The organism is Leptospira mtsangambouensis, assembly GCF_004770475.1.
Taxonomy (GTDB): domain Bacteria; phylum Spirochaetota; class Leptospiria; order Leptospirales; family Leptospiraceae; genus Leptospira_A; species Leptospira_A mtsangambouensis.
On record NZ_RQHK01000009.1, the window covers coordinates 1 to 16,153 of the forward strand.

Annotated in this window: 13 protein-coding genes; 7 read left to right on the plus strand and 6 right to left on the minus strand. The window is 38.8% G+C overall.

Annotation, left to right across the window (positions count from 1 at the left end; all coding sequences use genetic code 11):
* The 6 genes from EHR01_RS10455 to EHR01_RS10480 all read left to right on the plus strand — a co-directional run.
* A partial coding sequence (locus EHR01_RS10455) for an FN3 associated domain-containing protein (protein ID WP_135694738.1) occupies positions 1–2,598 on the plus strand: 2,598 nt, incomplete at its 5' end.
* A gap of 178 nt (positions 2,599–2,776) precedes the next feature.
* Positions 2,777–3,619, plus strand: a complete 843-nt coding sequence (locus EHR01_RS10460; protein WP_135694739.1) for a porin family protein — start codon at positions 2,777–2,779, stop codon at positions 3,617–3,619.
* A 27-nt stretch (positions 3,620–3,646) separates the two neighbouring features.
* Positions 3,647–4,600 carry a hypothetical protein gene (locus tag EHR01_RS10465; protein ID WP_244310070.1) on the plus strand — a complete coding sequence of 318 codons (954 nt, stop codon included), beginning with the start codon at positions 3,647–3,649 and terminating at the stop codon, positions 4,598–4,600.
* 47 nt (positions 4,601–4,647) lie between these two features.
* Complete coding sequence (locus tag EHR01_RS10470; protein WP_135694740.1) at positions 4,648–5,412, plus strand: helix-turn-helix transcriptional regulator; 765 nt, start codon at positions 4,648–4,650, stop codon at positions 5,410–5,412.
* Between the two features lie 89 nt (positions 5,413–5,501).
* Positions 5,502–5,918: a DUF1761 domain-containing protein gene (locus tag EHR01_RS10475; protein WP_135694741.1), complete on the plus strand. Its 417-nt coding sequence runs from the start codon at positions 5,502–5,504 to the stop codon at positions 5,916–5,918.
* Between the two features lie 169 nt (positions 5,919–6,087).
* On the plus strand, positions 6,088–6,744 hold the full coding sequence (locus EHR01_RS10480; protein WP_135694742.1) for an SGNH/GDSL hydrolase family protein: 657 nt from the start codon (positions 6,088–6,090) through the stop codon (positions 6,742–6,744).
* Here the strand turns inward: EHR01_RS10480 and EHR01_RS10485 are convergent.
* The 3 genes from EHR01_RS10485 to pckA form a co-directional block, all read right to left on the minus strand.
* Complete coding sequence (locus EHR01_RS10485) at positions 6,741–7,697, minus strand: Gfo/Idh/MocA family protein (RefSeq protein ID WP_135694743.1); 957 nt, start codon at positions 7,695–7,697, stop codon at positions 6,741–6,743. The genes EHR01_RS10480 and EHR01_RS10485 overlap by 4 nt on opposite strands.
* Positions 7,698–7,712: 15 nt before the next feature.
* Positions 7,713–8,765 carry a Gfo/Idh/MocA family protein gene (locus EHR01_RS10490; protein WP_135694744.1) on the minus strand — a complete coding sequence of 351 codons (1,053 nt, stop codon included), beginning with the start codon at positions 8,763–8,765 and terminating at the stop codon, positions 7,713–7,715.
* Positions 8,766–8,880: 115 nt separating this feature from the next.
* Positions 8,881–10,473, minus strand: coding sequence for a phosphoenolpyruvate carboxykinase (ATP) (gene pckA / locus EHR01_RS10495; RefSeq protein WP_135694745.1), 1,593 nt, complete (start codon positions 10,471–10,473; stop codon positions 8,881–8,883).
* Positions 10,474–10,543: 70 nt separating this feature from the next.
* On the opposite strand from pckA, the gene EHR01_RS10500 reads away from it, so the two are divergent.
* Entirely contained in the window at positions 10,544–11,974 is a 1,431-nt protein-coding gene (locus EHR01_RS10500; protein ID WP_135694746.1) for a glycogen/starch synthase, read from the plus strand.
* A gap of 86 nt (positions 11,975–12,060) precedes the next feature.
* Here EHR01_RS10500 and EHR01_RS10505 read toward each other — a convergent pair whose 3' ends face one another.
* From EHR01_RS10505 to EHR01_RS10515, 3 genes are all read right to left on the minus strand, one after another.
* Positions 12,061–12,567, minus strand: a complete 507-nt coding sequence (locus tag EHR01_RS10505; protein ID WP_425269983.1) for a DUF1993 domain-containing protein — start codon at positions 12,565–12,567, stop codon at positions 12,061–12,063.
* Positions 12,568–12,630: 63 nt separating this feature from the next.
* Positions 12,631–13,569, minus strand: coding sequence for a hypothetical protein (locus EHR01_RS10510; RefSeq protein WP_208721763.1), 939 nt, complete (start codon positions 13,567–13,569; stop codon positions 12,631–12,633).
* A 286-nt stretch (positions 13,570–13,855) separates the two neighbouring features.
* A partial coding sequence (locus EHR01_RS10515; RefSeq protein ID WP_135694749.1) for an FN3 associated domain-containing protein occupies positions 13,856–16,153 on the minus strand: 2,298 nt, incomplete at its 5' end.

The window sequence follows — 16,153 nt, forward strand, 5'->3', positions numbered from 1 at the left end:
ATTAGCATCGTTTATACGATCGATACAAAAATCCCAGCTCTTACCCTTGTCAGTCAATCGGCAACAGCCATTAGTGCAAGCGCTGGTGCCATTAGCAGTTCCACAGCCACTTGGAGGTCGGACAGATCAGGATCTTTTACAGTCCGCGAAGGAAGCTCTTGTGATTCAGGAACCATTGCCACTACCGGATCAGTTACGGCAAACGTAGACCAAGGATTTGTTCGTTCTCATACTCATTTTACTGGGGAAGGTACAAAGACCTATCGCATTTGTGTCACTGCTTCCAATGGACTGACAGGATTTGTTTCTGTTAGTTTACAAAGAGATGATACTGCACCTGTTGTGACGGCAGACCCAGGGGCAGGAAGTTATGGGGTAGCCACTTCGGTTTCTCTATCTTGTACGGACACAGGTGGTTCTGGTTGTGATCAGATTGCCTATGCTGTACAAGCTGGGTCTAGTCCTACAAATCCAGCCATCCAAGGAACAACGGGCACTGTTTCTAGTGGAACTTTATACACTAGTGCCATAGCCATGACCGATGGTGCCGTCACCTATACTAAGTTTGTGGCCCGTGACAAAGCAGGGAATGTTTCTAGTGTGAGTTCACAAAACTATACTGTGGACACACAAGTGGCCACCATCACTGTAAATTCCCATACAGCAGCCATCAATGGATCTTCCAATGTATCGTTCAGTTGGCAAAGTTCCAAAGCTGGAGCCTATCAGATCCGTTTGGGTGGAAGTAGTTGTTCTACTGGATCGGCTCTGACCAATACAGGAAGTAATGCCAATGTATCTGGAAATGCAGCTGCTACTACAGACATCACTTCTACGATCGCCAACTCTCATTTTGTGGAAGGAGACAATACCATTCGCATTTGTGTGGCAAACCTAATTGGAAGTTATGGATTTACTACTCGTAACACAAGTAAAGACACAACGGCTCCCATCGTTACAATGGCCTCTCCTTCTGGATCAGGACCATTTGCATCGGGAACCCAACTCCAACTTAGTTGTTCTGATACTGGTGGATCTGGATGCGATAAAACCATTTATACTTTGAACGGCACAGAACCTACGTTTGATGGAAGTGGTGCTGTTACCAATGGAATTGTGTATTCTTCTCCAGTGGCTCTTTCCAATGGTAGTAACCAAGTCAAATACTTGGCTCGTGACTTGGCAGGAAACTTAAGCACAGCTGGGAATCAAAGTTTCCATGTGGGTCCACCGAATGCACCGGCTTTTGTAGAAGCACAAGCAGGCGGAACCACTGCCGTTGTGCAGTGGTGGCCTGTGACAGGAGCCACATCGTACACTGTGTACTACAGCACAAGTCCTGGTGTGACAACAGCATCGACAAGTTTTGGTCCCGTGACGGATCCTTATGCTACGATTACAGGACTTAACAACGGTAATTTGTATTACTTCCGGGTAGTGGCGAGTAATGGAGGAGGGAGTAGCGGAGTTTCCTTACTTGAGGCAAGTGCACTAACAACGTCTACACAGCCTGGAACTAGTGCGACAGGGTCACCAGTTGACGTATCAGCGGGACAAGGGACTGGTTCTGGTTATTTTCCAAGTGCGATTATTGATAGAAGAAATAACAAAATTTTAATTGCGACTAGCAATCAAGTCAATAGTAGTAGACTTGGATTATTTCGTTGCAATTTGGATGGAACAAATTGTTCATATCATGATATTTCTTCAAACCAAGGAGCAAATTCAGGATTAAGTCCTGCAATTACAATTGATGAAAAAAACCAAAAAATACTAGTTGTTACTCGAAATGGAGCCAATAGTAATAAACTAGCTCTTTTTAGATGTAATATCGATGTTAGTGGATGTAGTTATTTAGATTTGTCTACCGGCCAATCTAATGAATCAGGTTGGTATCCCTCCGCTGCTATCGATTCTATAAATGATAAGGTTTTAATTGTCACAGAAAATAGAGGAAATGATACCAAACCAAGTTTATTTCGATGTGATTTAGATGGAACGAATTGTTCCCATACGGATATATCGGCAGGGCAAGGAAATGCAACTGGTTATACTCCTCAATTGACTATAGATTATTTCAATAAAAAACTAATGGCAGTCATGCGATCAGTTAATAAAGTAAGTTTGCGGTATTGTAATTTGGATGGTTCAAGTTGCGCCTTTCGCGATATACCAATAAGTGGTCTTGAAAATCCGCATGCGTCAATTGATTATGCAAATAATAAGTTTTTGATTGTTGCGAATCAAACTTCCAATACAAAGCCATTACTTATAAAATGTGATAGAGATGGAAATAATTGTGGCTCCGTAAATTTCGCCACATCACAACCTGATAAAACAGGCAATTATCCAAATTTATTAATTGATAAAGTCAATGGAAAACTATTTGTCACTGCAATCCGTAAAGGTACTTTAGCATATTTCCCAAATGTATGGCGATGTAATTTAGATGGAAGTAGTTGTACATATTTAGATTTTAATTTAAATTTTGGTGGTGATGCTCACCCACGAACACTTCTTGACACGAATTCTGGAAAAATACTCATCATTACAAATAGTAGTATCGCCAGTCATAAACCAAATCTTTTCATCTGGTAATGTCTCTTGCGCCAGGGATACGAAGGGCTTGGTCTCACCCAGGATGGGTGAGACGGGAGCGAAAGCGCACCCCGGAGTGAGCCCGGTCGTTGATTGGTTTATTGATGATCATCAAACCAATGCGAGGCGTACAAATTCATAATTTATGAAATAACTTGTATCTAAATTTAGGAAAACAATGAAACAAACTATCAAATCTCTCACATTTTTAATTTTCACTTTCTCCATCAGTCTCCAAGCAGAGCCCAATTCCATTCGTGGTCGGTATTACTTGGAAGGAACCTATGCTGATAGTTTTTTTTCACCCACTAAGCCTTACAAAGTCAGAGAAGGTTTGATGAGTAAAGAAAACAATTTCGAAAATAGAGGAAATGTTTTTGGACCTTATACAACGGCTTATGGAACCGATATAGAAAAGTTAGCAAGTTGGTATGCATTCGATAATGCACCAAAAGGAAAAATTGAAAGCCAATCACAATCTATTTTTTTTGAATACGTTTTTCAATCCGGGATTGGCCTCGGTCTTGGACTTACACAAACTAGTTTTCAAGCAAAGGACTTAAGCAAAACTAAAGTTGATACTATGTTTGAATTGGGTTATTTAAGTCGTCTGAATCCTGAGTTTCAAGGGTATCCAATCACTCAGATCATTCAGTATGAAATCATGACTCCTTACCAAACATTTTCTGATCATGATTTTTTGCACATGCGTTATGCGAGTTTCCAGTTGGCTTATCACTTTCTTGAAAAATCTATTTTTGATCCTTATATCCGAATTGGTGCTGGTATTGGAAAAGAACGATTTTATAAAGCAAACATCCTTCAATCCAATTTGACAATTGGAACTAGAATATTTTTTTCCGAACGATTCTATTTGGTTTTAGAGGCCGTTGGAAATAATTATGATGCGAGAAAAGATGTACAAAGTCCAAAACTTATGAATTTGAATCGAACGAAGAATGAACACATTTGGTCGTTACAAGAATATTCTGCAAAGATTGGAGTGGGTATGAGTTTTTAATTTATATTATTCTAAAAACAAAGAGAAATGATTCAAATTTTTACCAAAATTACAGGATACAAAACAAATAGAATTTCAATGAAACTCATAACCTTAATCAGTGTTTTCTTTTTTTCTGCCTCAGTTCTATTAGCTGAAGATTCCAATTCTTTATCCAAAACAATTGAATACGGATTGAAAGCGCAAAACATTACTTATTTCCCTTATGAAACTTCTACCTTTCGTCAATCACAATCAAATTTAAAAAATAACAAAGAGATTGCCTACTTGCCTTTCGTTAAGTATAGAAATAAAGGGAATAAATTTGGTTTTGATTTTGATATGATAGATGTAAATTTAAATAATCCATATTTTAAGGGAGTTCCTTGGGGAAACTATGCCATACCAACAACAATCAGTTATGGAAATGCCCAAAGACAAGAGTTTCGATTTAATTTTTTCTATCTTCCTATGGAAAATGAGATTTTTTATTTTGGGCTTGGAATTTTGAAAATCGATCGTTTTTATAAAAATCAAAATTTTGAAGACTATTCAAATATTTATTCTGACAAAATTAATTCCTATGGAATTTCATTACCACTTCGAAGTAAAATTCAGTTATATGAAGGTTTTGAATTAAATTTAGGTTTTGATCCCTATCTAACTTATGGAAACAGGCATTATGTGAACCAAAGGTTTAGCCAAGTATACAATGGGGATGGTTTTAGGGGTTCTACTTTTTATCTTACAAAAACCAACCCAAATAACATAACTGAAATCTTGGGATTTCAAGCCGAAATTTCACTCTCATATAAGTTTTATGAAAATTTAAAGTTTTATATAGGTTTTAGTAGAAACCAGTCAAGGATTCGATCCATTAATTTTGATCAAACGAACTATTCATACAGAAATGATTTTCTTTATGTAACTAATGGATATACGTTTGAGAAGTTGATAGATACACATAGTTCGATCTATTTCGGTATTTCAAATACACATTAATATCCTTTACAAAAGAATTACTTGAGTATAATTAGAATTGAATCCTCATGTTCGCAACTATCAAAGAATACAAACCACAACCATCTCTCGATAGGTATGTGGAAAGTTATCTTCATATCCAAAGTCATGATGATTTTACAAAGTCAATTTTCCCTCATCATTCCTTTGTTTTGACGATTCTTCTAAAAGGAAATCATCAGTATCGAATGCATACAGATTTGAATGCTTTGCCTGCTATTTCTTTGTCTGGACTTCGAAAATCAGTTAAACATAATATACTGTCCAAAGGATCGGAAATTATCATTGTAAAATTCCAACCATGGGGTGCTTTTTCTTTTTTCAATATGCCGATGAATGAATTGAATGAAATCGGAATTTCTGGTTACAACTTATTGCATCAAGCGGATCTAAATGTATTACATTCACGTTTGCTAGAAGAAAAAAATTCTAATTTGAAGATTCAAAGTTTAGAGATTTTTTTACTTAAAATGATTAAAAAACAAACGGTGGATCAACGAATTTATGAAGCAATTTCAACTATGAAACGTTCGCAAGGTAGAATCAAAATCAATACAATTGCTGATTCAATTAATTTGACTATAGATACATTTGAAAAAAAATTTCGTGAAGTAACGGGAGGAACACCAAAACAAATTTCTTCCATCATACGTATGAATTCTGCAATCAGAGAAATTCCAAAATATGAATCATTCACTAGGCTTGCACATGATTTTGGTTATTTTGACCAGTCCCATTTTATCAAAGAATTCAAATCATTCACCGGAAAAACACCTTCTCAATTTTTAAGATAAAAAATTGAACCACCTTGATTTTTTACAATTTTTCCTCTGAATCCTCTGTTATAACAATTCAATACTGATAAAGATAAGGAAGTTTGTGTATGTTACAAAATTTGAATCAATTGAATTGGGTCGCCATCGTTTTGGCTTTCCTTGGTTATTTTATTTTAGGTTATGTTTGGTTTACCATTTTATTTGCTAAATTGTATCGAATATCACTTGGGAAAGACAATGAATTACAGAAACCGTTGGCTATGTTATTTGTTTTGGGTCCGGCAATTTGTATGTTATTCATTACAATCACAACAGCAGTTTTGTTTTCTGCATTACAAGTTCGCCAACCCATCGATGCATTCATTTGGGGAAGTTTGGTTGGAATTGGGTATTTGTCTGCAAATACAGTCAATATCGCAATCAATCCCAATATTCCAAAACCAATTCTATATGGTGCCATATCAAGTGGTTACCACTTCGTCGGAGTCAACATAGTGTCTTTCCTACTCATCCAAAGATTCTAAGATCCAAATACAGCGACAACCTTACTAGTGCGGAGTGGTTATCGAACAGGAAACCGATCGAGTTCAAGAAAAATTCTAGACTAATTTATGGAAATCATCAGTATCAAACCCAGTCACTAATACCACATAGGAAGATATTTTAAAGTTGAAACATACAATCACTAGAATTTTGGCTTTTACTGATTCATTAGGAATGCCTAGGAAAGGAACATCTACCGAATCTACGTGGACAGAAAAAATACTCTCGCGTTGGAAAAACCAAAGTATTGTTTATTTTAAGAACGGGCGCGGATATACTTCTAACAACTTAATAGAAGAACTAGATGAAATTCTTTTTCTAAAGCCTACTACAACAATTTTACAAGTAGGGATATGTGATTGTACCAGACGAGGTGTTCCGCCAAAAATAGAAAAATGGATTCGAAGAATTCCCTATCTCCGTAGATTTGTTCTGAATTATATAAAACGTAACAATTATAAATTCACTAAAATTTTTGATTACAGATATATTTCGCTGAAACAATTTGAAGATAATATTCAAAAATCAATCAATCGGATTACTGAGTCGAAATCATCATTAATCATCATCGCAATTGCACCCCCAGGCGAACATATGATTAAAAATGTTTTTAACATTGAAGAAGACGTAAAAACCTTCAATACTACTTTGAGTGAATTAGCAAATCGCAATGACAATGTAATTTTTATTAATCCATATGAAGGAAAAGTAGCGAAGGAAGTTGTAGTAGATTACGACGGACATCATCTTTCTGAAAGCGGGCATGACTTAGTATTTCAAAAAATCAACCAAACATTACTAAATTAACTCGTAGAATCCAATAATCCATATATAGCAGCACAGAGTTCCATGGACTTAGTGGCTGATTCAAGGGTTGCCAATGCACTTTTTTTTCCCTCTAATAGATTCAAGATTTGTTCGGCTTGATAACGCAAACCGGGTTTAAATTCGCTATCAATGATATCAGGTTCCACTTCGGTGAGTCTACGTTCGCCGAGACGTTGGACTCCTAACTTTTCCAGTGGCCTCATCTCAAGTCTAACTTTACGATTACTAACTGTAACAACCCAAGGTCCAGGACCATCCCAAACGGCTTGGTAAACGCCAACATCACCACTCGAAAATCGAATGACAGAAACTACATTTCCCGGATGTTCCGGATTCCAAGGAGAAACGGAATCTACAGAAATGACATCGCCACGTCCAAAAAAAGTAAAATAGTCTATCAAATGAATGGAGTTGGCATACATATAATTCTTAACAACAATTTCAGGTTGGCCCATTTCTCTTGCAGCAGCCATATCTTGTTGGTCAAGGATAGAGATCAGTCGAGGGCTTTCATTATCTGCGATTTCTTTAAATGCTTGCCTCGTGGAAGAGTAGGATCGTCGATTAAGAGCAACATAGGCCCTAGTATTCGTCTCCTTAGCTTTTGCAAAAATTGATTTTGCAATTGGCAGATTGATTCCAACAGGTTTTTCTAAAAAACAAACCCATGGATATTGAAAACACTGAAAACAGATTTCAGGCATCGATAACTCTGTAACTGTTACAACGACTACATCAGCCTTGGTTTTTTGATACATAGAATCAATACTTTCAAATACCTCAGCATTATACTTTGACGCAAGTTCTTCAGCACGAGACTTGGTTCTACTATAAACACCAACAATTTCAACTGATTCAAGAGATGTAAATGCCTTTGCATGTTCCATTGCCATATAACCAGCACCAATAATTGCAATTTTCCACTTTTTCATGATGAACTCTCTATGTTAGGCCCAATTAAATTTTTTGTTTTTCGCTATATTTAAGCTATTAATAGAAATCGGAATATTTCCATTTTCATGAGACAAATGTGCGGCAACCAAACAAGCCATCGCATGTGCACCAGCATCACCATCAGGAAAAGATCCGCTTTCCAACATAGCATTCCATACTCGCATTGTTGGTACAACTGTATCAGCTGGCTCGATCTGGGTATTGATAATGTCAGCAGGCATGCCATAACGACTAGTTGGTAGTTCACAGAATTCAGGTTTACGAGAAGAAATCCTTAAATCTCCAGTAAGTTCATCTACAAGAATTTGCCCATTACGACAAATATAAACAAGTTGCAAACCGTAACCGGAATTAGATGAAAAATCAATGAACATAGAAACACCTAAATGATTTTTTGCAATTAGCCTGCCTGAACGATCTTCAAATTGTGGCCCCCGAGGATTTGGTAATTGCCCCTCTTCAAACCATGTTTGAACTGTCTCCACATTTGAATCCGTCATATAACGAAACATTTCGAAATAGTGACTCGCATTCATAGCTAAGCCAAAGTTAGAACCTGCAACAATAATACTGGATAATGCGCCCAGACGATCACCATCCTGAATCAAAGCCTTTACCTGTGTGTATTGTGGCATAAACCTCATTTGATGATTGATCGCCAAAATTGACCCTGCTTTATCACAAGAAGATTTCATTTTTTCGACTTCCTCTAATGAGATTGCCATTGGCTTTTCGCAAAGAATATATTTTATACCTAATTCTGCAGCTGCACATACATATTCGCAATGGAAAGGTGCGGTGGTTGCTACGACAAGAGCGGTTGGTTTTGTATTTTTTAACATTAAATATGCATCAGTATAACCAACCGATTGTTCTAATTTGTAATCTTTCGAAACCAACGCAATAACCTCTGATGAGACATCCGCAATTCCGCAAACTTCCATTTCTAAATTTTTGAGTGCTTGTAAATGACGGATGCCCATACGACCAAGTCCGATAATCGCAACACGCATACCTTTCGCTTTCGTAGAATCATTCTTCATCATTTTTTATCTCTTTTTTCTGTTCATTAGAATAAAAAAGCCGCCTATCAAAAGACAGACGGCTTTCACACGTTTTAACTCTTCATTAAAAGAGTTAAAGTTCAACGATCCTATTTACTTACGCGACTGGTCCGTATTGGCTGTAGTCAAATTCTTTGGAACCAGTGAGGTATTTTTTGTAGTTCTCAATGAATTGTTTTGCAAGGTCAGTTGCTGTTTTGTCGTATTCTTCTTTGTTTTCCCAAGCGTTACGTGGGTTGAGGATATGTGCATCCACACCTTCGATGGTTTTTGGGAAAGACACTTGGAATACTGGGTGTTTTTCGAACTCGGATTTTTCAATGTTTCCGTTAAGGATTTCATTGATGATTTGGCGAGTCGCAGGAAGGTTCATACGTTTTCCTACACCATATTTTCCACCAACAAGACCTGTGTTGATTAGGTATGCATTTACTTGGTGTTTTTTCATTTTTTCACCGAGTAACTTTGCATAGTATGTTGGGTGGAGAGTCATAAACGCCTGACCGAAACAAGCAGAGAATGTTGCTTGTGGTTCTTTTACACCGCGCTCTGTTCCCGCAACCTTAGCTGTGTAACCAGAAAGGAAGTGATACATTGCTTGTTCGATCGAAAGTTTAGAAACCGCAGGAAGAACACCGTAAGCATCATAAGTAAGGAAGATCACAGTGTTTGGGTGACCTGCTTTTGATCCTGGTTGGATGTTATCGATGTGGAAGATTGGGTAAGATACTCGTGTGTTTTCTGTTTTCGCAGCAGAAGAGTAATCTACCTTTTTAGTTCCCGCATCAAACACAACGTTTTCAAGAAGAGCATCACGACGAATCGCAGCATAGATTTCTGGTTCTGTTTTTGGATCTAGGTTGATGGTTTTTGCATAACATCCACCTTCAATATTGAAGATTCCGTTATCGTCCCAACCATGTTCATCATCACCGATCAGTTTGCGGTGTGGGTCAGTGGAAAGAGTTGTTTTTCCTGTTCCAGAAAGACCAAAGAAAAGAGCGCTGTCTCCATCCTTACCAACGTTAGCGGAACAGTGCATAGTGAGCACGTTTTTAAGCGGTAGGTAGTAGTTCATGACAGAGAAAATCCCTTTTTTCATTTCCCCACCGTATTCTGTTCCACCAATGATACAGATTTTTTTTGCTAAGTGGAAGATCACAAATACATCGGAGTTAAGGCCGTGTTCTTTGTATTTTGTGTTTTTGTAACCAGAAGCGTTGATGATAGTAAATTCTGGATTTAGTTTTGCGAGTTCTTCTTTTGTAGGGCGAAGGAACATGTTAGTGCAAAAGTGGTGTTGCCAAGCTCTTTCGGTAACAACACGGAGAGAGATACTTGTGTCAGCGTTAGTTCCAGCGTGACCATCAAAAACATAAAGTTTTTTGTTATCTAGGAATTTGGTTACTTCTGCATAAAGTTCGTTGAAGATAGCTTCAGAAACCTTTGTATTGACTGGACCCCACCAAATGTTGTTTTGGGAAGAAGGTTCATCGACAAAGTATTTGTCCTTTGGGGAGCGACCCGTAAAAATTCCGGTATCTACCATCATCGTTCCGTTATCAGAAGTAACACCTTCTTTGTTGTTCAATTCGTGCTGGTAAATTTCTTCGTAAGATAAGTTATGGAAGACTTCGGATGGTTTAAGGCCTAATTCAGCAAGGCCGCGCAGATTAGTAGATACAGACATGGATTTCTCCTCGATTTCACTTTGTGTTTTTCTAGCTTCTTATTTTGCGAGTCGGTGTCAATAACAGAAAATGAAGATTCTCCACGCATCTGCAGAATATTTTCCTTACATCAAGATGGGCGGGCTTGCCGACATGCTTGCTTCCCTGACCAAAGAACAGGCGAAGTCGGAAGAAGTTTATGTCGCATTACCTCTCATTGGCAAATTGGGAAAGTCACCCCAGTATACGGGAAAAGAGTATCCGGCCCTTCTACCCAGAGATAGGCAAACAGACTCGGTAGTGGTTTCTATTCTAAAGGCCTCTCGTTTTTTAGAAGCAGAGGAGGGAGGAGTGAAGTTATATTTTTTTGAATCAGAATTATTCCAACCTTTGGATTCCATCTATGGACATGCAGAAGAACATTTTCGGTTTGCTATGTTTTCATACACTTGTTATTGCTTAAGTCAAATTTTAAATGTAGATATTTTTCATGCCCATGATTGGCATACGGCCCTGTCTCTTGCTTTACAAAAAGATTCCGTAAAACAAATTCCAAGCGTTTTCACGATTCATAATTTGGCTTATCAAGGAGACCATCCCTATTGGATGACTGGTTTTTTAAAAGAGGAACCCTTTCGTCTGATCACAAGTCCCTTTGAACACAATGATAAATGCAATTATATGAAAGCCGGGATTTTATCTGCCGGAAAAATCACAACGGTGAGTCCTGGATATAGAGAAGAAACGATTTCGGAACCAAATGGATTTGGACTCAGTTATTGTTTGAGACAAAGAGAAAGTGACTATTCCGGGATTTTGAATGGAATTGATTCGGAGGAATGGAATCCAGAAAAAGACAAAAGAATTTACAAAACATATTCCTCTAAAGATTGGAAGGAGGGAAAATTAAAAAACAAAGAAGGGTTATATAAAGAAATAGGAAGACCTTTTCTTTCAACAGATGCTCCTTTGATTGGTCTGATTGGAAGACTCACTTACCAAAAAGGATTTCCTGATTTTTTACAAGCCTTTTTAGAAAGGCGCCACCTTCCGCACCGTTATGTGGTCCTTGGTTCAGGAGATCCAGACACAGAAAAGTCTTTTTTTCATTTATCTGATACTTTACCTGATCTATTTTATTTTTACAAAGGATACAACGAAAGTTTAGCTCATAAAATCGAAGCAGCCAGCGATTTTTTTCTAATGCCTTCTCTCTTTGAACCATGTGGTCTAAACCAAATGTACAGTCATGTTTATGGAACCATTCCCATTGTATCTCGTGTGGGTGGATTACGGGATACTGTGGAAGAATCCAACCTTTTGCCATTCAAAACAGGCATTGTCTTTGAACCGAATGACGCCAGTTCGTTGGGCTATGCATTAGAACGAGCTAGCGACTTATATCTTTCTCCTGAAAGAGAGATTTTAGTCCAAAACATTATGAAATTAGATTGGAGTTGGGAAAAAAGAAAAGTTGAGTATGATTTTGTATATAGGAAGGCTATAGAAACGAAAATATAATTTACTTTCCAACCTTGAAAAAAATTGGATCCGGTCAGTATAAAACAACCGGTTCCGATTTAATCACCTTGCCCAACATGGTTCATTTATTTTTTAAATGGCATCTCACCCAAATAATCTTTTTTACCAATTTCAATTCCATTATGCCTGAGAATCGCATAAGCAGTTGTAATATGGAAGTAAAAATTAGGAATTGCATGGTGAGTCAAATATTCAAACCCTGTTAAATATTTTCCTTCCCATCTTGGTTGCGAAACTTTGATCTCATTCACTGATTTAAAATCTTCTTCTTTATAAGTCTCTAAGTATTGGATCACTGATTGGATTCTTAGTTTGAGTTCATTTAGATTTTTTTCAGAATCTTCATGAACAGGCGCTTCTTTTCCTGTGATACGTGCGACACAAAGTTTAGCGGTATCACAAGCAATTTGGATTTGTTTGGTTAACTGGAATTGATCCGGAAAGAGTCGTGAGTTTAGCAAATTCTCAAAAGGGAACTTCTTAGTCTCCGAATGGATTTCTGCTTTTTCTAAAATTTTAACTAAATTTCCAAGTCCTCTTTTGAATGATTGGACAGAGATTTCATAAATAATGGATTCATTCATTGTTCTACTCGATTCGAGGTACAAACAAAATCAATCCATTAAATCAAAAATCTAAATCGCAATTCCACCAGAAACGATGAGTTCTAAAAATCCAAAATTTTGCGAAGCACGGTTGGATCCACCACTTGTCAAAACATCTGTTAGATCTATATATCCACCTTTACCGCCGAATTCCAGAAAGTAAGTGCGTGAAAATTCATACCGAGTGGCAACGTATCCCGAAACCCCATATCCAGAAACATGAAAGTTATTGTTTTGTCCCTTACCTAACACGCGTACGTCGCTTCGACAAACCACGGGACCACCACCTATGGAAGATACCAAACTAAGTCCACTCAATCCATCAGATGAAGTATAAAGGGGAGTGATCCATCCAAAATCTAAAAAGAGATAGTTTAATCCATCGGTATGTTCGTACTTTAATATATCAGGTGTTAACGTAACGGTTTGTTCTCCACCATGATACCCGGCCATTTCCTGTACGTGGTTAGGGAAGAGGTAGATAAAGAGAGCGGCTTCGGTAGACAAGGCCATTTGGTTTTTTGCAATCACACCTGGGTCAATGTAACCGGAATATTTGACCGGTTGTCCTGGTGTTACCACATATTTCATATGGTCCTCACCAAAGGATAAGAAGAATCGATCCGTAAAAAAATAACTAAATTTTAGATTGTACTGTGGGATTTCAAACTTTGATGGGTTGAGATAAACATCTGCTCGAAAGGATTCCGGTTTGTCCCTGGCATCCACAGCTTTCAATGTATAGTTGTAACCAGGGCCGCGAAAATTGATATCACTTTGCGTGTAATAATCTCTGTTATACCCCCATTGGATATTCCAACGTCCTTTTTTGTCGTGAATGGTGGAAGTAACCTCATTTTCATTGGCCCAAATGGACGGGCTAAACAAAAACAAAAGGAATAAAACGAAAGTTTTTTGTTTTATAGAAACAAACATCTGTTTGGTTCCTGCGGTATACAAACTATACATATCGCCATTTTCTAAATTGGTATCAAAATCGAATAGGCGAATGTATGTTTGGTTTCGGAAAAGAAGGGATTTTTTTTCAGTAGGGATAAATACTATATTTGGTATCGCAGGGCCGGAGGGTATCCAGGGAATTGCCTTTGGGCCGCATTTCTTTCGGGCGCCTCGAATTGGTTAGGTGACCAAGATTCGATTTTAAAACGACCGGGCTTCCTCCGGGGTGCGCTCACGCTCCCGTCTCACCCATCCTGGGTGAGACCAAGCCCTTCGGATCCCTGGCGCGGGGAGGCTATCGGATAAAGAGAGAAAGCTTGTTAGAGTTCTGGGTCGCAATCAATAATTTTCCATTGAGTGGATCAATGACTGCGGAAGGATTTACACCTGAATTAGTTCCTTGTCCCGCTGAAATATCAGTATGGGAACAATTGGATCCATCTAGATTGCATCGAAATAGGCTTGGTTTAGCATTATTAGCGCCATTTTGAGTTATTACTAATAATTTGGCATTGATAGGGTCAATAGCTGTAGAAGGAGTATTGCCTGAATTATTCCCTTGTCCCGCCGAAATATCAGTATAGGAACAATTAGATCCATCTAGATTGCATCGAAATAGACTTGGTTTACCATTATTAGCACCATTTTGAGTAATTACTAATAACTTGCCATTGAGGGTATCAACTGCTGCGGAAGGGGAAAGACCTGAATTAGTTCCTTGTCCCGCTGAAATATCAGTATGGGAACAATTGGATCCATCTAGGTTGCATCGAAATAGGCTTGGTTTACCATTATTAGCGGCATTATGAGTGATTACTAATAATTTGGTATTGATAGGGTCAATAACTGTAGAAGGAGTATTGCCTGAATCATCACCTTGTCCCGCCGAAATATCAGTATGGGAACAATTAGATCCATCTAGATTGCATCGGAATAGGCTAGATATATTATAATTAGCAGCATTTTGAGTCACCGCTAATAACTTGCCGCTGCGAGTATCAACTACCGCGGAAGGGGATAAACCTGAATTGGTTGCCTGGCCGGCCGATAAATCAAAGTAAATTTCTGAGATACTCGTCCCAGGAGGTGTAGTCGTTGTTATAGCCATCGCTTCAAACATCGAGACAGCACTACTACCCAACGCATTGTTCACCACCACTCGAAAGTAATACAATGTCCCACTAGTAAGTCCTGTAATTGTTGCATAAGGATCTGTTACTGGTCCAAAACTAGTCGATGCTGTTGTCACCCCTGGACTCGTACTATAGTACACTGTGTATGATGTGGCACCTATGACTGGCCACCATTGTACAACAGCAGTGGTTCCACCCGCTTGTGCTTCTAGAAAAGCAGGAGCATTCGGTGGACCCACATGGAAACTTTGGTTCCCGGCACTGCTTAAGTTTCCTGCCAAGTCACGAGCCAAGTATTTGACTTGGTTACTACCATTAGATAAGGCCACTGGGGAAGAATACACAGTTCCATTGGTCACAGCCCCACTTCCATCAAACGCTGGCTCTGTGCCATTCAGTGTATAAATGGTTTTATCGCATCCAGATCCACCAGTGTCAGAACAACTAAGTTGGAGTTGGGTTCCCGATGCAAATGGTCCTGAACCAGAAGGAGAGGCCATTGTGACGATGGGAGCCGTTGTGTCTTTGCTTGTATTGCGAGTTGTGGATCCAAAACTACCTACAAGGTTTGTCACACAAATGCGAATGGTATTGTCCCCTTCTACAAAATGAGAGTTGGCGATCGTAGAAGTGATGTCTGTAGTAGCAGCTGCATTTCCCGTAACATTGGCGTTACTGCCTGTATTGGTTAATGCCGTACCATTGGCACAACTAGATCCACCCAAACGGATCTGATAGGATCCAGCTTTGGAACTTTGCCAACTCATCGATACATTCGAAGATCCATTGATGGCTGCTGTATAGGAATTTACAGTGATGGTGGCCACTTGTGTGTCCACAGTATAGTTTTGCGAACTCACACTAGAAACATTTCCTGCTTTGTCACGAGCCACAAACTTCGTATAGGTGACAGCACCATCGGTCATGGCTATGGCACTTGCGTATAAAGTTCCACTACTAACGGTTCCCGTTGTTCCTTGGATGGCTGGATTTGTAGGACTAGACCCAGCTTGTACAGCATAAGCGATCTGGTCACATCCAGAACCACCGGTATCGGAACAGGATAGAGAAACAGATGTTACCACACCATAACTTCCTGCACCAGGATCTGCGGTGACAACAGGTGCTGTATCATCCCTTTGCAAGCTAACAGAAACAAATCCTGTCAGTCCATTGGAAGCAGTGACACAAATGCGGTAAGTCTTTGTACCTTCACCAGTAAAGTGAGTATGAGAACGAACAAATCCTTGGTCTACGTTGGCAGTGACGGATCCGGTCGTAGCAATGGTTCCTGAATCACAAGAGCTTCCTTCTCGAACTGTAAAAGATCCAGAGCGATCGGATCTCCAAGTGGCTGTGGAACTAGATATGGCGCCAGCACTGGCACTAATGGCTGTTGCCGATTGGCTCACAAGGGTCAACGCAGGAATTTTTGTATCGATCGTATAAACGATGCTAAT